The organism is Lachnospiraceae bacterium JLR.KK002 (assembly GCA_036941025.1).
GTDB lineage: Bacteria > Bacillota > Clostridia > Lachnospirales > Lachnospiraceae > Petralouisia.
Window position 1 is genome coordinate 3404505 of record JAYMNP010000001.1, and the last position, 21559, is coordinate 3426063.

General features: G+C 42.8%; 19 protein-coding genes and 2 pseudogenes. 13 read left to right on the forward strand and 8 right to left on the reverse strand.

Annotation, left to right across the window (positions count from 1 at the left end):
- Positions 1-71 precede the first annotated feature (71 nt).
- From VSQ32_16610 to rsmI, 6 genes are all read left to right on the forward strand, one after another.
- Positions 72-677, forward strand: a complete 606-nt coding sequence (locus VSQ32_16610) for a guanylate kinase (protein ID MEH2944432.1) — start codon at positions 72-74, stop codon at positions 675-677.
- Between the two features lie 88 nt (positions 678-765).
- Positions 766-1206, forward strand: a complete 441-nt coding sequence (locus VSQ32_16615) for a YaaR family protein (GenBank protein MEH2944433.1) — start codon at positions 766-768, stop codon at positions 1204-1206.
- A gap of 77 nt (positions 1207-1283) precedes the next feature.
- Positions 1284-2273 (forward strand): DNA polymerase III subunit, encoded by a 990-nt coding sequence (locus VSQ32_16620; protein MEH2944434.1) that lies wholly within the window; start codon positions 1284-1286, stop codon positions 2271-2273.
- Between the two features lies 1 nt (position 2274).
- On the forward strand, positions 2275-3183 hold the full coding sequence (locus VSQ32_16625; GenBank protein MEH2944435.1) for a stage 0 sporulation family protein: 909 nt from the start codon (positions 2275-2277) through the stop codon (positions 3181-3183).
- A gap of 15 nt (positions 3184-3198) precedes the next feature.
- On the forward strand, positions 3199-3936 hold the full coding sequence (locus VSQ32_16630) for a tRNA1(Val) (adenine(37)-N6)-methyltransferase (protein ID MEH2944436.1): 738 nt from the start codon (positions 3199-3201) through the stop codon (positions 3934-3936).
- Between the two features lie 13 nt (positions 3937-3949).
- A complete protein-coding gene (rsmI, locus tag VSQ32_16635) occupies positions 3950-4813 on the forward strand; it encodes a 16S rRNA (cytidine(1402)-2'-O)-methyltransferase (protein ID MEH2944437.1) in 864 nt (287 codons plus the stop codon).
- Positions 4814-5591: 778 nt separating this feature from the next.
- Here rsmI and VSQ32_16640 read toward each other — a convergent pair.
- Positions 5592-7361, reverse strand: coding sequence for a DUF885 domain-containing protein (locus tag VSQ32_16640; GenBank protein MEH2944438.1), 1770 nt, complete (start codon positions 7359-7361; stop codon positions 5592-5594).
- Positions 7362-7518: 157 nt separating this feature from the next.
- Here VSQ32_16640 and mgtE point away from each other — a divergent pair, with 157 nt between their 5' ends.
- The 3 genes from mgtE (at position 7519) to VSQ32_16655 (ending at position 10283) form a co-directional block, all read left to right on the forward strand.
- Entirely contained in the window at positions 7519-8916 is a 1398-nt protein-coding gene (gene mgtE / locus VSQ32_16645; GenBank protein MEH2944439.1) for a magnesium transporter, read from the forward strand.
- A gap of 394 nt (positions 8917-9310) precedes the next feature.
- Positions 9311-9550 (forward strand): DUF6061 family protein, encoded by a 240-nt coding sequence (locus VSQ32_16650; protein MEH2944440.1) that lies wholly within the window; start codon positions 9311-9313, stop codon positions 9548-9550.
- Between the two features lie 112 nt (positions 9551-9662).
- Entirely contained in the window at positions 9663-10283 is a 621-nt protein-coding gene (locus tag VSQ32_16655; GenBank protein ID MEH2944441.1) for a DNA-directed RNA polymerase subunit alpha C-terminal domain-containing protein, read from the forward strand.
- Positions 10284-10893: 610 nt separating this feature from the next.
- Here VSQ32_16655 and VSQ32_16660 read toward each other — a convergent pair.
- Positions 10894-12289, reverse strand: a pseudogene (locus tag VSQ32_16660) (transposase).
- A 463-nt stretch (positions 12290-12752) separates the two neighbouring features.
- Positions 12753-13862 carry a nucleoside hydrolase gene (locus tag VSQ32_16665; protein ID MEH2944442.1) on the reverse strand — a complete coding sequence of 370 codons (1110 nt, stop codon included), beginning with the start codon at positions 13860-13862 and terminating at the stop codon, positions 12753-12755.
- Positions 13863-13981: 119 nt separating this feature from the next.
- On the opposite strand from VSQ32_16665, the gene VSQ32_16670 reads away from it, so the two are divergent.
- Both VSQ32_16670 and VSQ32_16675 read left to right on the forward strand, forming a co-directional pair.
- Positions 13982-14146 (forward strand): hypothetical protein, encoded by a 165-nt coding sequence (locus VSQ32_16670; protein ID MEH2944443.1) that lies wholly within the window; start codon positions 13982-13984, stop codon positions 14144-14146.
- A 451-nt stretch (positions 14147-14597) separates the two neighbouring features.
- Positions 14598-14879: pseudogene (locus VSQ32_16675) on the forward strand (transposase).
- Between the two features lie 145 nt (positions 14880-15024).
- On the opposite strand, the gene VSQ32_16680 reads toward VSQ32_16675, so the two are convergent.
- Positions 15025-16149 carry a plasmid recombination protein gene (locus VSQ32_16680; protein ID MEH2944444.1) on the reverse strand — a complete coding sequence of 375 codons (1125 nt, stop codon included), beginning with the start codon at positions 16147-16149 and terminating at the stop codon, positions 15025-15027.
- 421 nt (positions 16150-16570) lie between these two features.
- Entirely contained in the window at positions 16571-16801 is a 231-nt protein-coding gene (locus tag VSQ32_16685) for a helix-turn-helix domain-containing protein (GenBank protein ID MEH2944445.1), read from the reverse strand.
- Between the two features lie 175 nt (positions 16802-16976).
- Here VSQ32_16685 and VSQ32_16690 point away from each other — a divergent pair, with 175 nt between their 5' ends.
- Positions 16977-17591: a helix-turn-helix transcriptional regulator gene (locus VSQ32_16690; protein ID MEH2944446.1), complete on the forward strand. Its 615-nt coding sequence runs from the start codon at positions 16977-16979 to the stop codon at positions 17589-17591.
- A 124-nt stretch (positions 17592-17715) separates the two neighbouring features.
- Positions 17716-19014 carry a tyrosine-type recombinase/integrase gene (locus VSQ32_16695; GenBank protein ID MEH2944447.1) on the forward strand — a complete coding sequence of 433 codons (1299 nt, stop codon included), beginning with the start codon at positions 17716-17718 and terminating at the stop codon, positions 19012-19014.
- A gap of 326 nt (positions 19015-19340) precedes the next feature.
- Here the strand turns inward: VSQ32_16695 and VSQ32_16700 are convergent, their stop codons facing one another.
- The 3 genes from VSQ32_16700 to VSQ32_16710 all read right to left on the reverse strand — a co-directional run bounded on the left by VSQ32_16700 (position 19341) and on the right by VSQ32_16710 (position 21475).
- Positions 19341-19637, reverse strand: a complete 297-nt coding sequence (locus VSQ32_16700) for a Txe/YoeB family addiction module toxin (protein ID MEH2944448.1) — start codon at positions 19635-19637, stop codon at positions 19341-19343.
- Positions 19638-19886, reverse strand: a complete 249-nt coding sequence (locus VSQ32_16705; GenBank protein ID MEH2944449.1) for a type II toxin-antitoxin system Phd/YefM family antitoxin — start codon at positions 19884-19886, stop codon at positions 19638-19640.
- 275 nt (positions 19887-20161) lie between these two features.
- A complete protein-coding gene (locus VSQ32_16710; GenBank protein ID MEH2944450.1) occupies positions 20162-21475 on the reverse strand; it encodes an ISAs1 family transposase in 1314 nt (437 codons plus the stop codon).
- Positions 21476-21559: the final 84 nt, after the last annotated feature.

Consider the following 21559-nt stretch of genomic DNA (forward strand, 5'->3'; position numbering starts at 1 on the left):
TTTTCAACGGAATATACTATACTGTATCTGCAGCACAAATTTATCTCAGTAATCAAAATCAGAGGACAGCCATGGGAAAAATATTTTGCTTAATGGGAAAAAGCTCATGCGGGAAAGATACTTTGTACAAACGTATTCTGTCAGACCCCTCTCTCCCCCTGCAGACTCTTGTGCCTTACACCACAAGGCCCATGCGGGACGGAGAGACAGAAGGCGTGGAATATTATTTTCGGACAGAATCACAGCGGCAGGAGCTGGAACGCCAGGGAAAAATCATTGAACTTCGCTCCTATGAAACCGTGCACGGTATCTGGAAATATTTTACGGTAAACGACCACCAGATTCATCTGGAGCGCCATAACTATCTGCTGATCGGCACACTGGAATCTTTTAAAAAACTCCGGTCATATTTCGGCCCGGATACTCTGGTTCCCATTTATATTGAACTGGAAGACGGAGAACGCCTTCAACGGGCCCTGAACCGGGAACGTCTCCAGACAGTGCCCGGATACACAGAACTGTGCCGCCGGTTTCTGGCTGATGAAAAAGACTTTTCCCAGGAAAATCTGCAGAAAGCCGGAATCACTCTTTCCTTTTCCAATCACGATCTGGAAATCTGTACAGAAAACATCATTTCCTTTATAAAGGCAAATATGGATAAAGTTACTTCATCCTGAGCCCCAAAAGAAATATTTTTCACTTTACAACTACAGAGAAAAAACCGATAATATAATTATAATACCATACAGAAAGGCAGGTGATTCCATGGCACTCAAAGTAGATCCCGTAAATGCCCTGCAGCCGGCAGAACCTTCCCAGCCGGTGGAAAAGGGAGATGGCAGCTTTAAGTTTACCCTGGCAAGTCAGGTAGAAGAAGCGGAACTGCAGGAAAAGCTCAACGGTCTCATGAACGACATTACCGCGCAGGGAGAAAAGCTGTCCGAACACATGGATATCCGGGATATGAAAAAATACCGGGAGCTGGTAAAAGATTTTCTGAATGAGGTGGTAAACCGTTCTCACAAATTTTCCAGAGAAAACTTTCTGGACCGCAGAGGCAGGCACCGGGTTTACGGAATTGTCAAACTGGTGGATAAGAACCTGGATGATCTTGCCAGCGAGCTGGTAAAGGACGAAAAGGACCATCTTGCCATTTTAAGCAAAGTAGGAGAAATCCGCGGTCTGCTTCTGGACATTTCCACCTGAGATAAGATATACGGAAGATGAACGGAATTTATACCTTTTTGTTATACATCAACAATCAACCGAAATGAGGAATTTTTATGGCAGGCTTTTCAAGTATCATCGGACATAAACAGATTAAAGAACAGTTGCAGAAGGCAGTTACCACAGACAAGGTTTCCCATGCCTGGATTTTCCATGGGCCGGACAAATCCGGGAAAATGGCTCTGGCCAGAAGTTTTGCCATGGCTTTGCAATGTGAAAAACATACCGGGGAAGGATGTATGGAATGCCATTCCTGCAAACAGGCAATATCCGGCAATCAGCCGGATATCATTTACCTGCAGCATGAAAAGCCTGGCACCATTTCCGTAGACGACATCCGCAGACAGATTAACAGCGATATTTCCATAAAGCCCTATGCTTCTCCCTACAAAATTTACATTGTGGACGAAGCGGAAAAAATGAACGTACAGGCTCAGAACGCCCTTCTGAAAACCATCGAAGAACCGCCTGCTTACGGAATTATCCTGCTTCTGACTACCAATACGGCTTCTTTTCTTCCCACAATTCTGTCCCGGTGCATTACCCTGAACCTGAAAGTAGTTCCGGACAAGAAGATTCGTGAGTTTCTTATGAAAGAATACGAACTTCCGGATTACCAGGCCGACATCTGCACAGCTTTTGCCCAGGGAAATGTGGGAAAGGCCATTCAGCTTGCGGAGTCAGAGGATTTCAACGAGATAAAAAATTCCGCTATCCAGCTTCTGAAACGTGTCCGGGACATTGATTTATACGAAATGATGGAAGCGGTAAAACAAATCAATCATTACAAACTGGAAATCAACGATTATTTCGATATCATGACCATCTGGTACCGGGATGTTCTGTACTATAAAGCTACTTCAGACGCCAATCATCTGATTTTTAAGGATGAGGTTTACGACATAAAAAAACAGACAGGCAAAAGTTCCTACGAAGGAATTGAACTCATTATCAAAGCGCTGGATAAGGCCAAAATGCGCCTGAACGCCAATGTGAATTTTGAACTGGTCATGGAACTTCTGCTATGGACCATAAAGGAGAATTAATATGATAAAAGTAGTTGGAGTCAGATTCCGCACCGCCGGAAAAATATATTATTTTGACCCCAAAAATTATAAAATGGAGGAAGGCGACCACGTAATTGTGGAGACAGCCAGAGGGGTGGAATTCGGTACGGTAATGATTCCTCCCAAAGAAGTGGATTCGGACAGGGTGGTTCAGCCCTTAAAGCCCGTAATCCGGGTGGCCACCGCCGAAGATGAAAAAATTGAATCAAAAAACCGGCAGAAGGAAAAAGAAGCGTTTAAAATCTGTCTGGAAAAAATACAGAAGCACAAAATGGAAATGAAACTGGTGGACGCAGAGTACACTTTCGACAATAACAAACTGCTGTTTTATTTTACAGCGGACGGAAGAATTGATTTCCGGGAACTGGTAAAAGATCTGGCCTCCGTATTCCGTACCAGAATTGAGCTGCGCCAGATCGGCGTCCGGGATGAAACCAAAATTTTAGGCGGCATCGGTATCTGCGGCAGGCCCCTTTGCTGCAACACCTTTCTCTCCGAGTTTGCCCCGGTGTCCATCAAAATGGCCAAGGAACAGAATCTTTCCCTGAATCCTTCCAAAATATCCGGGGTCTGCGGCAGACTCATGTGCTGCCTGAAAAATGAGGAGGAAACCTATGAATACCTGAACAGCCGCCTTCCCAGCGTGGGAGATTACGTTACCACCGACGACAAATTAAAGGGAGAGGTGCAGAGTGTCAGCGTGCTGCGCCAGACCGTCAAGGTGATTGTGGAAACCGACGATGAAAAAGAAATCCGGGAATATAAAGTGGAACAGTTGCGGTTTAAGCCCAAGCGCAGAAAGGAGCACCTGAAGCTCTCTGCGGAGGAATTAAAAGAACTTTCCGCACTGGAAGACAAGGGAAAATCCAAAATTGACGATACTCATTAATCTGTGGAGAATATTATGTCTGTAACATTACTGGAACATGAACGGCTGGACGAGCTGCACCGAAACGGATACTTTATCATTCAGAATCCGGAAAAATTCTGTTTCGGCATGGACGCAGTGCTTCTTTCCGGTTTTGCCAGAATCAGGCCCGGAGAAACCGTGCTGGATTTGGGAACCGGAACGGGAATTATACCCATCCTGCTGGAAGCCAAAACGCAGGGAGAACATTTTACCGGACTGGAAATCCAGACGGAAAGCGCTGATATGGCCAGACGCAGCGTACAGTACAACCATCTGGAAGATAAAATTACCATAGAAACCGGCAATATCAAAGATGCTTCAAAACTGTTTGGAGCATCTTCTTTTCATGTGATAACCACCAATCCGCCCTATATGACAGACCGCCATGGCCTGACCAATCCCAGCGAGGCAAAAGCCATTGCCCGCCATGAAATCCTCTGCTCTCTGGAGGATGTGATTCGGGAAAGCGCCAGAGTGTTAAAGCCCCAGGGGCGTTTCTATATGGTGCACCGCCCTTTCCGGCTGGCGGAAATCATGGTGCTGATGCATCGATACGGACTGGAACCGAAACGAATGCAGATGGTTCATCCCTTTGTGGACAAAGAGCCCAATATGGTTCTTATGGAAGGGCTTCGGGGCGGAAAACCCAGGATTACTGTGGAAAAACCCTTAATCGTCTACCGGGAACCCGGCGTCTATACCGATGAAATCTATGATATTTACGGGTATTAGAAAGGAGCTCACCATGCAGGGCAAATTATATCTATGCGCAACTCCTATTGGGAATCTGGAGGATATTACCTTAAGGGTTCTCAGAACCTTACAGGAAGTGGATTTGATTGCGGCGGAAGATACCCGCAACTCCATCAGGCTTCTGAACCATTTTAACATTAAAACCCCCATGACCAGCTATCATGAATACAATAAAATTGAAAAAGCGTATCAGCTTGTAGAAAAAATGCGGCAGGGACAGAATGTGGCACTGATTACCGACGCCGGAACCCCCGGTATCTCCGACCCCGGAGAAGATTTCGTACGTATCTGCCAGGAATCAGGTATTTCCGTCACCTCCCTGCCAGGGCCCGCCGCCTGTATTACAGCCCTGACTATATCCGGCCTTCCCACCAGACGCTTTGCCTTTGAAGCCTTTCTGCCCAGAGACAAAAAAGAACGGGCCGCCATACTGGATTCCCTGCGGCAGGAAACCCGTACCATCATTCTTTATGAAGCGCCCCATCATCTTGTAAAAACACTGGAAGAACTTTATGAGACACTGGGAAACCGCGCCATTACCCTCTGCCGGGAGCTTACCAAAAAATATGAAACCGTCTTTTCCACCAGTATTTCCGGTGCGATTTCTTATTACAGAGAACAGGAACCGCGGGGAGAATTCGTCCTGGTTATTCAGGGAAAGAGTCAGCAGCAGATACTCAGAGAACAGCAGCAGAGCTGGGAAACCATTCCCCTGGAAGAACACATGCAGCAATATGAACGTCAGGGCATTTCCAGAAAAGAAGCCATGAAGCTGGTGGCAAAAGACCGGGGGATTTCCAAACGGGATGTGTATGGGATGCTGCTGGAACAAAAAGAATCAGAAATAAAAACTTGACAAACTCCAAAATTTGTAGCATAATTATTACAGTTTATATTTTTTTTATAAATTTTATATTTTATTTAGATACATGAGTCTTAATTTCAGTAACAGAATGGGAAAGAGAGTGGGATATTGCAGACAGCCCCTGAGAGGCCGGTTTGCAACATCCCTGTTTTATTTAATTATTTTTATAAACGAAACCAGACAGGGAGAAAATCTTGAAGTGTTAAACCATCCATGTACTTTCTATCTAAATTAATTGTATATACAGTCAACTGTTCTATAATCTATAATAAAAGATATTGGTTTTTTCATTAATTGTAAAATTATATCAGAGGTACTTTATCAGAACGGTTATCCGGTAAAATAATCTTCTGAATCAGGGCCGATAACAAAAGATAAAGTAATATATTGTGTTCCTGTTTTTGATGGGAAAGGAAAAGAACAGAAAGAAATCTGAGCAGGTTAAAAAGATGAATTAACCAGAGCGGCAGAGTACAAAAAAGCACGGATTCCACAGGGGTAAAAGAAAAAGCTGACTGCCGGGCAGAAGTGATTTCTAAAATAGAAAAAACCGTATATCCGGGAACCGAAAGCATATCCCTTTGAACTGAAAATCAAAACTGATACGGAAGGCATTGAAATAAGTCAGTCAGCAATATAGAGTACTTCATATATTGCTGACTGACTAAAAAATTAATGGGACAGCATTGGAAAGAGGCTCTTGCAGGATATATCAATGATAAAATTTATCATCATCTGCATATCCCGCAAATCATACTTTACATTTATGTTACATATCCCAATACTCCCTCAGATATTTTTTCAAAATCTCAAAAGGCGCTGTTCCCATTTTCATCAGGGCACTGTGAAATTTATAGTCACTGTACTGTTCCCCATACTGGTTCATGGCGTACTCTCTCAGATTCAGAAATTCCAGATATCCAATGTAATATTTCAGGTAATGAGCCGGCTCCTCCACAATCAGCTTATAGATTTCCTGAATTACTTTCTTATCCGTAATCCGATACCCGGAAAAAAAATCAATGGTATCCCGCAGGCTCCATCCATCGTAATGAATGCCCAAATCCGCACTGGCATAAAGGCTCAGCAGGGCAGACTGGTTCTTCTGGAGAAATGCAGCCACCTCCGGAGAGACATCCGCATAATAATAAGACTGCATTTCCACGTAGGTGGCCCACCCCTCCGCATATCCGCTGCTTCCGAACAGGCTGCGGGCAGGTTCCAGACCGCAGCTTCTCTCCATGACATTCTGATACAGGTGCCCTGGAAATCCCTCATGGGCCAGAGTGGTATAGAGCTGCATTTTCTCATCGCCTTTGGATTTATTAATATAAATACAGTTCTGAGAGATATCATCAATAGGCGGAGTCAGATAAAAAGCAGGAGCCGTATATTCCTCCAGAGAAGGATGTACTTCCTTTATGGTAAAGGAAACCTGAGGCGGCGCCAGAAAATCCTGCTGCATTTTATTCTGCAAATCCTGCAGGATTTGTTCCGGGTCTTCTGTGGGAAGCTGGTAATTGGTACATTTCCGTCCGATATCCGGATATTTTACGGAAATCTGTGCCAGTGCTTCCAGATCCTGTTTCCGCTGCGCTTTTGTCTGAGCCTGCATTTCCTCTACGGACATGTCTGAGCCTGTGGTGTCCTTCACCAGATATTTATAAAATTCTTTCCCTCCCTCCAGTCCGCACAGACCTCCGGTATTTCTTCCGGAGCCTTTTAATTTCAGCAAATCTTCCGCCAGTTTATCATAGGCGGGTATTAATTCTCCCGTTACAATCTGACGATTCTTTACTTTATATGTTTCCGCCTGCTCCGGTGTGAGAAATTCCGCCTCATCTACCCGGTCGTCAAAGGTGGAAAGGAGATAATTATGTTCCGGCTCCTGGGTAAAATTCCTGCACTGACTTACAATGTCATCTACTGCAAAATCCGCCATAAACAGTCCCTGGGCCGCCTTTCTGCGCTCCACATCCATAATCTGCAGAAATAAATCCGGTGTGGCGGACATGAGCTCCAGATAATCCTGCACATCTTTTTCATCGTAAAAAGTATACTCCGCCAGCAATACCGGAAGCTGAGACTGGAAGCCGGTGGATGGTTTTAAAATCTCCCGGTAAAGGCTGAATTTTTCTGCCGGAAGTTCATCCTCAATATAATCCATCATAATATCATATGTCATCTGCTGGGAAACGGACAAATCCTTCTTCCGGAATTTCTTAAGATTTTTTTTCCAGTTTTCCAGCACAGCCCCGGTTTCCCTGTCAGCATCCGCAGAAATACTGCCATATGTAACTTTATAATCAGTAATACCATAATTTTCCGGATGAGCCAGATTATAATGCATATTCAGGGTACTGGCTGTAATTTCCGAGCGGAACATCCTGTCCAGATATGCAGAAAAATCCTCCCTGGTTCCCTGCCCTCCCCCACATCCTGTCTGCAGACATAAAAACAGGACGGGCAGCAGAAACAGAAGTATTCTTTTTCCGGCTTTTGTAACAGCAGATTTTTTTCTGAAAAATATTTTTTCCATAGAAAAACGCACTTCCTGCGGTATATTCTTTTCATCTTATGTGAACGTTTCAGAGGTTATGCAAATAACTGCCTGGTAATCGTGAAAAGAGTATGTTATAATATGCGGGAAGCGAAGCAGATAAGAGAAAATCACACAGAGCAAAGGAGGGATTATTATGGGAACTACAGATAACATCAACCTGGAAGATCTGGATTTTGTGGAAATGGAAATTGAAGAAATCCACAGTCTGGCGGAACGGCTGCTGGAAGAACGAAAGTACTCCCTGCTGCGGCAGATGCTGAATAATCTGAATTCTGCCGATATTGCCCTTTTGTTCGATGAAATGGACAAAAAGGAAATTCCCCTGCTCTACCGCCTGCTCCCCAAGGAGGAAGCTGCAGACAGTTTTTCCTATATGAGCCGGGAAATGCAGAAAACTCTGATTAATACCCTGACAGACCGGGAACTGCGGGCAGTGATGGACGATATTTTTCTGGACGACACCGTGGATATGATTGAAGAAATGCCGGCAAACGTGGTGGCCAGAATCCTGCGGAACACCGATGAAGAAACACGAAAAATGATTAATCAGGTGCTTAACTATCCCAAAGACAGCGCCGGAAGCCTGATGACCATTGAATATGTAAATATTAAAAAGGAAATGACGGTGGGAGCGGCCATCAGCCGTATTCGCCATACCGCTGTAAACAAAGAAACCATTTATACCTGCTATGTGACAGAACATCGGAAGTTAATCGGCATGGTTTCCGTGAAGGATTTGCTGATGGCGGAAGATTCCATGCAGATTGAAGATATTATGGAAACAAATGTTATCTCCGTGGACACCCATGAAGATAAAGAAGAAGTAGCCCGGATTTTCAGTAAATATGATTTTCTGGCCATCCCTGTGGTAGACCGGGAAGAACGTCTGGTGGGTATCGTCACCTTTGACGACGCCATGGACGTTATGCAGGAAGAAAACACCGAAGATATTACGAAAATGGCGGCTATGACCCCCACGGAGGACAGCTATTTCAATACTTCCGCTTTTTCCCACGCCAGAAGCCGTATTGCCTGGCTGCTGGTGCTGATGTTGTCCGCCACCGTAAGCGGCTCCATTATCACCCATTACCAGGAATCCTTCAAACTCTATCCCCTGCTGGTTTCCTTTATTCCCATGCTTACCGGAACCGGCGGAAACTGCGGCTCCCAGAGTTCTACCCTGATGATTCGGGGACTGGCACTGGACGAGATTAAATTCAAAGACATTGCCAGAGTTATTTTTAAAGAATTCCGGATTGCCCTTCTGGTAAGCACTGTTCTGGCAGTAGTAAACGGACTGCGCATCTATATCCAGTACGGAGATCTGGAAATGGCCTTCGTCATTGCTTTTGCGCTGATTGCCATTGTGATTCTGTCAAAATTCATTGGCTGTTCACTTCCTCTGATTGCAGAACACATCCATCTGGACCCGGCGCTGATGGCGGCCCCGCTGATTTCCACCATTGTGGATATCTGCTCCATTCTGATTTATTTTAAAATTGCAACGATTGTGCTGCATATTTCCGTATAAATTAAAAAGAATTCCCCGACTGTACGCCACTACGATCGGGGGATTCTTCTTTGCCTGATGGTATCACAGCATTATGAAAATGTTAATTGCAAGATACATTTTTTCACAAAACAAAAATTCTGATAAGACACTTTTTATAGCATTTATTAACTGTTATATCTTATCTTCAAAAAGTCCGCAAACCCTTGAAAACACTAAATTTATAGCAAGTGAGTTTGCCCTTAGACTTTCCCTTGTGTTATATCCTTTTCCCTCATGTTACGAACTCTCATAAGGGCAAAAATAAGGGAAATAAAAACCTGTAACAAATTATAACATGAAATGAACAGGACAGAAAGAACTGATTGGAATGCTTTCACAAATTTCTCAAACAAAATGAAAGGACGAAAAAGATATGAGAGTTATTCATGCAACATATAATATGCTCTATAACAGTATTGATGTAACCACTTTTGACGGATATATTTTACGGATATATTGCAGCAAAGCGGAAGAAGGATTAAAAACAACACCATGCTCTGAATGCGCCTTAAATGCTTTGGCAATAGACAATCCCCTTGAATACGCAACACTGTATCTTGAGGGCGGTATGCAGAAATGGATAGATGCGGAAGATTCATTAGAATTGTGGTAACATATTTTTCTTTGTACGGAGGACTGGTCAAAATATAAACCAGTTCTCTCTTTATTTGTAAAAAGAAGAATGTTATAATTTTATTAATCTAAATACATGAAAAGGAATCCTTATGAAAACCGATATTCAAGAACACTACGATTCCATACAGTTCAAAAAAGCCTTGCAGGAGTTACATATTACTAATGTTTCAGGACTTAAAGAGTATAATTGCGTTACATTAGCGAATAAACTCCGAACAGGTTACAATAAGCTGATGATTATAAGGAAACTGAATGACTTAGGCTATCTTCCTTCTGCCGAAAACGCAATATCAATCCATGACATTCCCATGTCAAGAAAAATGCGGAATATTTTTTTAAGAAATGGTATCGTATACCTTGCACAGCTTTCTGCATATCCAAGGGAAGAAATATTACAGTTTCGCAACGTAGGTGAATATGCCATGTCAGAAATTGATACCCTTTGTGAAAAATATGGGATTCAGATACGTTCCCTTTGCCCCATTAAAGAGGCATTCAGCGAATTTCAATTTCACAAAAAAATATACCCGCTTTTCTTTAGAGGCAACATATTTAGTGTAGATGATATCCGAAACAAATCTGCCCATGATTTATATAATATATGCGAACAGGATTACTGTCTTACTATGAAAACATACTATGCACTAAGGAAAAATAGAGTGACACTCTGCGGCTGGAATGACCAGTATCTGTTTGAAATTTTACCCTAATATAAATCTGTTCAGTTATTTAAACAATATGGGATTATTGCAGTTTCGCAGCTTTCAGATTGCAGTGGACAGCAGCTCAAAATAATATCCGACAGTGTTCCGGCACTGTCATCATTGATACAAAAGTTATTGGCAAATACACATATGGATAAGGTCGTGGACTGATTAACGTAATTAAGTGTTGTAAAGCTGTTTTAATGTCCGTTTTCTGCTCAAATTGTCCATTTTCTGCAACGGATATTGATAATCTTTGCAGAATCGTTTATATTGTCAACATTGATAGAAATATTACTGGCAGATACACATATGAATAAGGGTATGCACTGATTTATGCAGTTAAATCAATCTTTTGTCATTTCAATCCACACTATTTTAGTTGATTTTCTTTATAGGTAATTGCGAAACAAGTTCAAAATCTTGATTCCAATAGGGCAAAGGCCCGGTTGAGCCGGACTTACAGGAGGTGGATGTGGATAACAAGAGTTTTAAGACATGAAAACAAAGCAGATAAGGTTATCTGCCCGTGAAATGGTATGCGGTATGTAAGGTTATGCAATCAGAGGTTTTAAACTGCGGATATATTCATGCCTGTGCAGTTTATCAGCCACCATTACTGTAATAAGCTGGGTAATCCCGGCGAGAAGCAGGTCAGCATGAAGCGTTTTTTCATTCTGCGTTTTACGCCCGGCAACACAGAAGCTGTCCTTGAAATGGTTGATTGATTTCTCAACATTTACCCTGATCTTATAGGTGGAATCCCATTCGGCCGTACTACGGAGCGTACCAGGATAGGCGCGCAGGTTTTTCTCGGGATAAATATAAAACATCCTGCCGCAGGGGGATTCCGTACAGGGATTTTCACAGTGGCAGACGCGTTTGCTTTTACCGGTTGATTTATCATATTCCCATTTCATTTTCGGGCATACAAACTTCATGGTTGGCAGTCCGCAGCGGAGATGGGATTTGCTTCCTTCCCGTTTCATTGGAAGGGATGGGTCTTTGGGGCAGCAGGGGATGCCGTCCTTATTCAGCGGGCAGTCGGATTCCGGAAGGGAGATTCTGCCGTTGAGGGGAATGTAAGCTTTCTCAAAGGAGGCTTCCTGTAACAGGTATTTGTAGATTTCAATGGAATCAAATGCGGCGTCTCCCAGAAAAGTTTTCGGATTGATAAGCGGATGCTTCCGAAAGAAATCTTTTAAAGTGGGAACCAATGCCCTGGAATCGGCAAGACTCTTATCTTCATCCGGGGAATCAGATTTTTTTCCAACAATGATGTCAGGATGAGCCGCAAGAAAGTCCTTGTTATAAAAGGAAATATCCCGGACAATGCCGAGTCCGTTGGTAATAATACCGAATTTATAAGCATAACAGAAATGCCCGTTAATGTACATCTGCTGAATGGCTGGACTGGCGGCAGCATGGGAAGGCATGGAGCCGTAGGCGGCTTTATAAGGGTCAAAGGAATCGTCCATCCCTTTTGCTTTTTTGAAGGCTTTCAGCTGTTTGATGATACGGTTGGCATATTTGGGATTGTTTTCTGTAACCCATGCCTCAATGCCGGAGGTGTCAAAGAGAAGCATGGAAGCTTTCTGTGTATCAATAGAATGGCATATCGGTTCGGTCAAGTCAACAAGATGGTCGAACATGGATTGTAAGTCCGATAAAAACTCCTGTTTGAAGCGGGTGAATTTAGAGGCATCCGGGACAACATCAAACCCGCAGAAGTCCCGCAGTTCCTGAGAGTATTTCAGGAATACAATCAGCAGGGATGTTGTTGGGATTGAGAAGATAAGCTGTAATAACAGAGCCCTGAGCATTGGATAAAGCAGATGCTTACGGGGCCTGCCAGTGGCGGCATGGAAATGAGAAATAAAGGACACTGGGACAATTTCATCTAAGTTGATGGTATTTTCGAGAAGTGCAAGGAACTGATATTTATCATTATCAAATTTATTTTGGCAATCGGTAAAAATATCTGCCAAAGAGAGCTGTTTGTATGTTATCATGTAGGTACAACTCCTTTACTGGTGGATATGGTTGATTGTTACTCGGCATCTCAATTTTACCACAAACCAGTGAGGAGTTGTTTTATTTTGTGACAAAAAGAATCCCGTATTTATGCGGGTTCTGGCGTTTCGCAAATGCCTAAAAGTAAATCAGTATGAAAGGAGCTTTCTGTATAATTCAAATATAGGGAATTCCAAGAAAGAAGGTTGAGAAAAAAATACCTCAGAGTAAAATAAGATTACTGACTTAGGCGGTTAGTAAAAATCTTATTAAACAGAGAGGTATCTAAAATGAATTGTAACACACAGAACGCAAAAATTGCATCCATAACTGAAAAAACTTTGATTGTTGGTATTATGCGCAAAGATTTTCTACATTATCTTGCCATAGACAATATAACCGACAATTAGCACTGTAAAAGAAATAAACAGCGAATCATAATTATCCTCTTTTCATAAACTATTATTCATCTAAAAGAGCAATAAGCTTTTCTTTAAATATCTTACTGTCTGTTTCAGTGGCAACATAGAAGTTGTAATTATCAAAGGTTACCTGAGAGTCGTAGCCGTAATCTTCCTTGTACAAAATTACCTGTCCATAGGCTTCGTTGTCGTCCGTCATAACGCTTGCGTGGCAGGGTTGAGTCTTTTTAAGATAACCGTCCCACAGTACACAAGCCATAGCGACTCCGTCGGCATCGTCTGCAATCGGTAAGCCTCTTGTTTCTGTATTAAATTCTATCAGTCCGCTGAAGGCTTTGGCGAAGAATTCCGACAGTCCGCCTTTTTTCTCCAGCTCGTCAAGCTCTTCCTTGGAAAAGTTAGTTTCCTCGGGGAGCATATCGAAGCCGATCGCCGTAATCTCCACACCCGAATCAACCAGCACCTTGTACGCCTCGGCGTCATGATAAACATTGAACTCCGCAACAGGCGTTGCGTTGCCAGGTCCAAAACCCGCGGTTCCCATCGACCAGTATTTTTTGACGTGCTTCATCGTTTCGGGATCTTTGTCAAAGGCGAGCGCAAGATTGGTGACGGGACCAAGAGCGACAATTTCCACCTCGTCGGGATTCGCCTTTACCGTTTCAACGATAAAATCAACAGCGTCCTTATCCTCAGCCTTGCGCGTGGGATGAATCAAGTCTTGATCCCCCATACCGTCCTTGCCGTAAACGCTGAAGGTTTCACGTTCCTTGCCGGTATATGTAGTAGAAGCGCCTGCATATACAGGGGTGTCGCTGCCCGCCATTTCCAGCGTCATCAACGCATTTTTAACTGCCTGATCGAGACTGACGTTTCCTGCGGAAACCGTCACGCCAAGAATATCAATGTTTTTAGCCTTTGCCGCGATAATCAACGCTGAGGCATCGTCGCCTGCAGTGTCGGTATCAATAATGATTTTTCGCTTTTGCTGCGGTTCGTCGAACGCTTGTGTGGTTTCTGCAATTGTTGTAGACGTTTCCATTGTCTGCGAATTATCCTTGACGCTGCAGCCGTTCAAGGAAAGGGCACCTACAAACAGCATAACGGCAGAAAGAAGCACGCTAACTGAACGATTGAATATCATTTTCATTTTAACTTACATTCCTTTCATTATGATTTGTATATTATAACAGAAATATAAAAAATAATCCACCATAATTTCGTAAACGGCAGCTAGTGCGTACCTATGCAAAACCGGAGCAAACCTGTATGATAAAAGCAGATTTACACATAGAGGTAATTTCATCCATTCTAAATCGTCTGTCACGGACTATAAGTTTAACAGGCAGAGCCAAAATTTTATTGGCATCTTCAGCAAATGAAAATGGATATTTCGCATTTATTACTAAGGCAAGTAAAAACATCGGTATTTAACAGCCTTAGTAATATTATGATTTAGGACAATGAGAACAATACCATAGCGGCTATTGCTGTTAAAAGCTTTCCGTATTTATCATTTGATGCAGTCTCTCCTTCGCCGCCTTAGTAATATCTATTGTCCATCTATCATTCCATGGCTCTTCCTGCAATATTCCACCTTGCACACTTTCACACACTTCGCCTGTCTGCATGTCATGGCTTGATTACAATTTTCAAAACCGGATCTGTCTTAGATGTCAAACGTTCAAAAGCGTGTTGAAGCTTTCCAGCGGCAGGACATCCGTTACATACTTTTCAGGGTCAATTATCCCTTTCGCAATCAGGTCAATTGTTTCCTCAAATTCCTTCCGGGTGCAGGATACGCTTCCAACCAGCTTCATCTCCCGCAGCACGGCCAATGTCATTAAGATAAGAAAATATAAATATTGGGGCTGTCGCACTAAGTATCAAAGGGAATCATTGTAAGACACCTTTAGAAGAAAGAACAAAGATACTTCAGGTTGCCAAAACCTTCCTGAAATACAGACAGGAAGATTTGGAACGAATCCTCTTGGATGAAGGTATCCTTTTCAGGATAAACCGGAGTATTCAGGCAGAAGTCTCTTTCGGAAATTTAAAACAGGATATGCGGTTTCGGAGATATGTAAGCAGAGGAACATCAAATGTGCTTGCGGAAAGTACACTGCTTGCCATGGTAGGGAACATAAATAAGCTCCATAATAAGATTATATGGAGCTTTTTCTTGAAATCATACATAAAAACAGCAAAAATGAAGTTGTCGCTTCATGATTTTTCAATCGTTAGTGCGACAGCCCCTTTTGAATCTCTTATAGCTTTTAGTTTTAAGTCAACTGATTTATAATTGGCTACCTCTAATACATCTGATTCCGGTTCATTTTTACACCCATAAGCTGTATCTGCTTTTCGACAGCCTCCACATTCTGCGCCAACTGCTCTATCGTGCCTGTACGGTTTTCCGGCTGTATCAGTTCTTTTGGGTATTCCTGCCTTGTATGGATATCCATATAGGATTTCAGCCGGTAGTAATAGCCTTCATTCCTGTTATCTTCAAACACAGGGGAAACCTCGCCCTTTGAGGTCTGCCACCGCATAAGGCGGGGAAACCAGCACAGTCCGTCCATGATGATTTCCTTGAAAGAATTGAGCAGCTCCCCAAGTGCGGTAAACAGCCCACGAAAGCTGTTTCCTGCTTCGATATCCGCCCCACGCTCCACATGGTTCGCAAATTCCTCAATCTCAGCCTCCAGTCCTATTTTATCCGTTGATAGTTTTTCAATCTTTTCTTCCTCTTTTGCAACCTTGTATTCCGCAACCGTCAGGTCATGGTTTTTTCCCTTTTTCTTTTCCTTTACTTCCTGCCGGAAGATGGCTTTCATGTAGTGGTTGGCGTCTGCCCGCATTTTATCCTGCAAGACTTCCGACAGGACTTGGGGCGTGAATACGGACCGCTTTGACACTTTTGTTGACAAGCCACGCTTAAACCCTCTCCCTACCGGAACTCCTACAACGTGCATATGCGGGCTTGCCTCATCAAAATGGATTACCGCATTGGCAATCTTAAAATCCGGCAGATACTCCTGCAGTTTCAAAAGGAGCTGCTTATAGACCTGTTTCATAAATATTTTGTCACCGCTGTTCTGTTCCCAGAATTTTTTATCCCCGCATTGTATGATGACTTTTACCGCCATGTCCTGTTCTGTTTCAGATACATGTTCAAAATAATCGTCAATCCGTCTTTCCGGTCTTGTCTGTTTTGCATTGTATTCATGCAGTGCAGCATCAAATTCTTTGCGGTATACATTTTTCACATCCTGCATGAGATTGGTTGTCCCATAAAGAAGTGTGATATTATCCCTGCTGTAATCCTGCGAATGGTACTTTCTCAGATTGTGTTTTGCAACTCCGGTAAGTTTTGCCTTGCTGTTGATTGCGCTTTTCTTGTTGCTGATGTGGTTGCTGAAAGAAATCTCTCCCATGTTTTCCTCCCTGATTTCCGCGGGCAACGAGCCAAGCGGATAAGCTTGCTTATCCATTTGGCGACTGCCGCGAGAGCTGACGCTTCATTTATGAAGTGTCAGCAGCCATATTGGAAACAGTTTTCCGGCTGTTCAATGCTTATTTTATTGGCAATCCTTTTATTTCTGCCCGTCCCTGTTATCCTTATCTGTACCCAATATACGGGTTATGCTGAATTGCATTTCTGCTGTTTCCGGCGGTCAACTGACTTTATTCAAAGTGATTGCACTTTTTAAGTTCATTTTTTTGCGGAACATATCCCATAGCTTTTTCAGTGAACTTACTTTTTAAGTTCATTCTTCAAAAGTGACTGCATTTTTTGAGTTCATTTTCCAAAAATGATTGTATTTTTTAACTTCACCGCAACTGTTCGCCTGACTCTTATACCGCCGTCTTTCTTGTGACGGTTTTGACATTCCCCCTGTCCCTCAAATCCCTCCCCTCATTGACAGTCATAAACAGTTCCAAAATATCCTTTTTGATAAGTACCTTTCTCCCCACTTTCAGTACAGGGAGTTTATCCCATTCCACCAGCTTTCTCAGTGTGTTCCGACCGATGCCCGTGTAGTCTGCCGCCTCCTCAATGGAAAGGGCAATCTTCATTTCCGTCATTCATTCTCCTCCTCTCAAATTGCATTATGCAATTTTTATAGTATGCTTGCTATACATCATTTATATTTCTTTGTCAAGCGTTATGTGATTTCAAAAATTATTTTTAACTTGCACATTGCAATATTGCTTTTGATATGGTATACTTTCACCATACCGATAAAGGAGGAAACCCAGCATGAAAGACAAAGAGCTGCGCCGGATAATCGGCGGCAGGGCAAAACAACGGAGACTGGAATTAGGCGTCAACCAACCTTATGTTGCTGAAAAAATGGGCGTTACCGCATCCACCATTCAGAGGTATGAGGCGGGAACGATTGACAATACCAAGAAACTTGTCCTTGACGGTCTGGCAGACGCACTCCATGTTTCCGTAGAATGGCTGAAGGGCGAAACAGAGGAATATGAATCTGACATTACGGATAAAAAGGAAATGTTAATACGTGATGCCATGTCCTCCATTCTTTCAAAGCTGCCTTATGACATGGAAACTTCCGAGTCAGACTTTTCAAAAGACCTGCTGTTGCTGATGCTGCGGGAATATGGATTGTTTGTGGACTCTTTCCGCCTTGCGTGCAGGAAGTTTAAAGGAAGTGAAGAAAGCGCCAGACTTGCAAAGACAATGGGGTTTGAATCGGGAAGGGAATATGATGAAATCATGTTCCTCAGGGAGATTACCCACACCGTAAATGCCCTTAATGATATGGGCGACATAGTGAGGCTCTATTCCAAAAATCCTGACGCCGCCGCTGCAAGGCTTTCCAGTCTTTTATCAGAGGAAGATCCCGATTAGGTATGGAAGGACAGCAGATTTTATGCTATCCTTATTTGCAGAAAGCATTCCATCAGTTCCGACTGCCATATCTGTTCAATGTATTACATACGCAGAAATGCGTTCATTGAAAGGAGAAACGATTATGGCAAAAGGATCAGTACGGAAGAAAGGGAAAAAATGGTACTACCGCTTCTATGTGGAGGACGCAAGCGGTAACATGGTACAGAAAGAGTGTGCAGGAACAGAAAACAAAAGCGAAACGGAAAAGCTGTTGAGGCAGGCAATGGAGGACTATGAAAGCAAGAAATTCATTGCAAAGGCGGACAATATCACTCTCGGACAGTTGCTTGACACATGGGCGGAGGAAGAATTAAAGACAGGAACATTGAGCAATGGCACTGTCGGTACTTATTTACAGGCAATCAACCGCATGAAACAGCATCCTGTAAGCAGACGGAAACTTAAAACGGTCACTTCGGGGCATTTACAGCAGTTTATGGATTTGCTCTCATTCGGCGGAACGGTTGAGGACTTTGTTTCAAAGGGATATTCTATTGACTATATACGGTCTTATTCCGCAGTATTGCAACAGTCCTTCCGTTTTGTGGTGTTCCCGAAGCAGTACATCACATTCAATCCCATGCAGTATGTGGTAATGAGGCACAAAAAGGACGATATGGATTTGTTTGCGGAGGAAACGGACACTGATACTGGCAGTGTCAAGCCGCTGTCATTTGAGCAGTACCAAAAACTGATTGCACAGCTTGGAAAGCGGAGCAAGGACGCAATCCTGCCCGTACAGATAGCCTATTTCACAGGACTCAGGCTTGGGGAAGTGGCAGGGCTGACCTGGCAGGACATCAACCTTGAGGAAAAATGCCTGACAGTCCGCAGGAGCGTCCGTTACAACGGGGCTACCCATAAACATGAGATAGGTCCTACAAAGCGGAAAAAAGTGCGTATAGTTGATTTTGGGAACGCCCTCGCCGACATCTTAAAGAAAGCAAGAAAACAGCAGCTTAAAAACCGTATGCAGTATGGCGAACTCTATCACAGGAATTTCTACAGGGAAGTTACAGAGAAAAACAGGGTGCATTATGAGTATTACAACCTGGCAATGACGGAAGATGTGCCGGAGGATTATACGGAAATCTCCTTTGTATGTTTGAGGGAAGATGGCTGTCTTGAACTTCCCGCCACCGTAGAAACAGCCTGCCGGACAGCGGCAAGGAAAGTACCGGAGTTAGAGGGTTTCCATTTCCACACATTACGGCACACCTACACAACGAACCTGTTATCAAACGGGGCGCAGCCAAAAGACGTGCAGGAACTTTTAGGACATTCGGACGTAAGCACTACAATGAATGTCTATGCACACGCTACAAGGGAGGCGAAGCGGGATTCCGCAAAGTTATTGGATAAGGTTGTGGGAATGAGTTAAGCAATGAAAACTGAATAACAAAAACTTTCCCTTGTAACTTGCTGATAAGGGCAAAAACAAGGGAAAAGGATACATATTTTGAGGTCAGGCATACCGCAAAGCCTTGAAAATTAAGGAAAGTTAAGGCAGTTAGTAGATAAACAAAAATTTATCCTTATCTGATATCCATCAAAGATAAAAAACAATTTTAATTATAAAGACTTTTTTACTATATTTCTGATAAATATTTTCTGATTTAATAAAATTAAAACTACGAAAAATTTTAACAGTCTGACAATCAATATGAAAGAAAATTATGATATATACATCATTTTATTAGCTGTACCTTATTCTGTCTTTTCATAATGTGTCCACATGCGTATTATTTTTACGGTTCCCTGATATCGTAAATCATTAACTGTGACTGGCTCCTGATATACCTGATATACAAGACGATGTTGTATATTAATACGTCTGGAGTATAATCCGCTCAGATTTCCAACCAGCTTTTCGTATCGGGGTGGTTTCTGATATGGATTTTCTCTGATCATATCCACCAGCTTCCTGGCCCTTTCTGAAAGACCGGAAAATTTTAATTTTTCGAGATCTTTCAATGCCTGCTTTTCGAAAACAATTCTATACATTCACCATTTTACCATATCTTCTGAAATGCAATCTTCCACAGACGTTTTCGCTCCGTTCACAATAGATTCCACCATGCCTTCTATGGAATTCAGGTACAATGTCTCCTGTATTGCATTCCAATCGTCCTCTGATAACAGAACTGCATTTCCTTTTTTTCCAACAATTAATGCGGGTTCGCTGTAAAGGTTTACGTTCTCTACCAGATTGTAAAGATCCTTTCTTGCTGTTGTAATATTAATTGTTGACACTATAAAATCTCCTTTTCTTATTTTTGCAATGTGATTATTTATAAAATTCCTTTGTATATTGATTATCTCTCGTTCATTTTCGTATAAGTAATGTCTTTATTTTATCATATAAATTGTATACTTTATCTGTAATGACGAGATTTTATAAGTCATATTTATTATAGCGTACGTTTATACGTACGTCAATAGGAATTCCTACTTCCCCAGGATAAACTTATAAACTGTTATGCACCGCAGCACCATTTCTGATGCTGCAAAAAATATAAAGAGATGATCTATTTCACGGGAGATTTCCCTTTTGACTCTAATGCCGCTCTAATGCTCTCCACATCCAGCATAGACAGCATCTTTTCTATCTCGTTTTCATAATCCAGGGACAGCTCATACCGGATCCGCTTCATGCTTAGCTTATAGCTTTCTTTTACCAGACCCAAAATCGCCAGCGCTATCTTTTTCATGATCTGCAGGTTCTTTGCGCTTGTCTTCCCCATGCTTGTATTCTTATCGTCCCCAAATGTAAAATCCAGGTGCCAGTGAAGCTTTGCCTCCACTCCCCAGTGCCCTCTTGCCGCCCGTTCAAATTCTTCTGCATCTTCCCCTATGCTGCATATATAATATCGATATTCTTCTTCCTTCGTTCCAGCTGCCTTTTCCACCCTCTTATGGACCATTCCGAAACTCTTGAGCTTTTTCCACTTTCCCAGTTCACTGTACCAGCCTGTATCCTCCGTGATATAGTATTCCCTGACCGCGGTTCCTCCATGTTCCGGCCCCACTGTCTTTTTATAACAGCCTTCTTTCCCTTTCAATTCTTCCAGTACGTCCTTCCCAAAATAATCCCTGACTTCTTCATAAAACAGCCCTTGGTTTCCCTTCAGCGCCAGCACATAGTCCCCTTTCCCTGACACGATCGCAGAAACGGTATCCTTCTGGCAGTTCATGGCATCTGCCGTTACGATCGTATCCCGCAGGTCCATCAGTCCCAGCAGCTCCTGCGCCGCCGGTATCTCATTTGTCTTTTCTTCTATAAATTTCTGTGACAGGCATATTCCACAGTCATTTGAATACACATTCAGAGTCTGCAATGCCTTTACTTCCCCCTGCACCCCGGACTTCCTTTTAGATCCCCTGCTTTCTTTTCCATCTACAGATACGATGGCTTTCTCATGGATACCGTCGTTTTTTCCAGACAGTAGCACAATCCCCTCTATTGTATGGAGCAACAGCTCTACCGCAGTCTGGTAAAAGTGTTCCGTATTAACATTTCCCATCACGATACGGTAAGTATCATCTGTTGGAATACCAAATGGAAGTTCCAGATATTTACGCAGCCATTTCTCTTTCCTTTTTGCGAAGCTTTCTATCTCTCCCCATTCATCCGCATTTCCAAGGACTGCAAAAAAGACGATCATGATAATGTCGCCCAGAAGATGTCTGGTATAGGAAGGATGCCTGTAATCCGGCACAGCATCCGCACATTTTTTGATATTCTGTATTAGGGAATCATTCAACTGTATTGTATCAGGTGAAACTCCGTTTTCTTCAAAAGTACTGTGTAGCGCCTCCAGACGGGTTGATTTCTTAGCCATACCTGTTTTGTTCCTTTCTGATATAAGCATTCTAAAATAAATATAGCAGACAAACCATCAAAAAAGAATAGGCTTCCCTATTCT

Coding starts and splice junctions, on each gene's coding strand:
- VSQ32_16610 (MEH2944432.1), top strand. CDS start 72: ATGGGAAAAATATTTTGCTTAATGGGAAAAAGCTCATGCGGGAAAGAT.
- VSQ32_16615 (MEH2944433.1), top strand. CDS start 766: ATGGCACTCAAAGTAGATCCCGTAAATGCCCTGCAGCCGGCAGAACCT.
- VSQ32_16620 (MEH2944434.1), top strand. CDS start 1,284: ATGGCAGGCTTTTCAAGTATCATCGGACATAAACAGATTAAAGAACAG.
- VSQ32_16625 (MEH2944435.1), top strand. CDS start 2,275: ATGATAAAAGTAGTTGGAGTCAGATTCCGCACCGCCGGAAAAATATAT.
- VSQ32_16630 (MEH2944436.1), top strand. CDS start 3,199: ATGTCTGTAACATTACTGGAACATGAACGGCTGGACGAGCTGCACCGA.
- rsmI (MEH2944437.1), top strand. CDS start 3,950: ATGCAGGGCAAATTATATCTATGCGCAACTCCTATTGGGAATCTGGAG.
- VSQ32_16640 (MEH2944438.1), bottom strand. CDS start 7,361: ATGGAAAAAATATTTTTCAGAAAAAAATCTGCTGTTACAAAAGCCGGA.
- mgtE (MEH2944439.1), top strand. CDS start 7,519: ATGGGAACTACAGATAACATCAACCTGGAAGATCTGGATTTTGTGGAA.
- VSQ32_16650 (MEH2944440.1), top strand. CDS start 9,311: ATGAGAGTTATTCATGCAACATATAATATGCTCTATAACAGTATTGAT.
- VSQ32_16655 (MEH2944441.1), top strand. CDS start 9,663: ATGAAAACCGATATTCAAGAACACTACGATTCCATACAGTTCAAAAAA.
- VSQ32_16665 (MEH2944442.1), bottom strand. CDS start 13,862: ATGAAAATGATATTCAATCGTTCAGTTAGCGTGCTTCTTTCTGCCGTT.
- VSQ32_16670 (MEH2944443.1), top strand. CDS start 13,982: ATGATAAAAGCAGATTTACACATAGAGGTAATTTCATCCATTCTAAAT.
- VSQ32_16680 (MEH2944444.1), bottom strand. CDS start 16,149: ATGGGAGAGATTTCTTTCAGCAACCACATCAGCAACAAGAAAAGCGCA.
- VSQ32_16685 (MEH2944445.1), bottom strand. CDS start 16,801: ATGACGGAAATGAAGATTGCCCTTTCCATTGAGGAGGCGGCAGACTAC.
- VSQ32_16690 (MEH2944446.1), top strand. CDS start 16,977: ATGAAAGACAAAGAGCTGCGCCGGATAATCGGCGGCAGGGCAAAACAA.
- VSQ32_16695 (MEH2944447.1), top strand. CDS start 17,716: ATGGCAAAAGGATCAGTACGGAAGAAAGGGAAAAAATGGTACTACCGC.
- VSQ32_16700 (MEH2944448.1), bottom strand. CDS start 19,637: ATGTATAGAATTGTTTTCGAAAAGCAGGCATTGAAAGATCTCGAAAAA.
- VSQ32_16710 (MEH2944450.1), bottom strand. CDS start 21,475: ATGGCTAAGAAATCAACCCGTCTGGAGGCGCTACACAGTACTTTTGAA.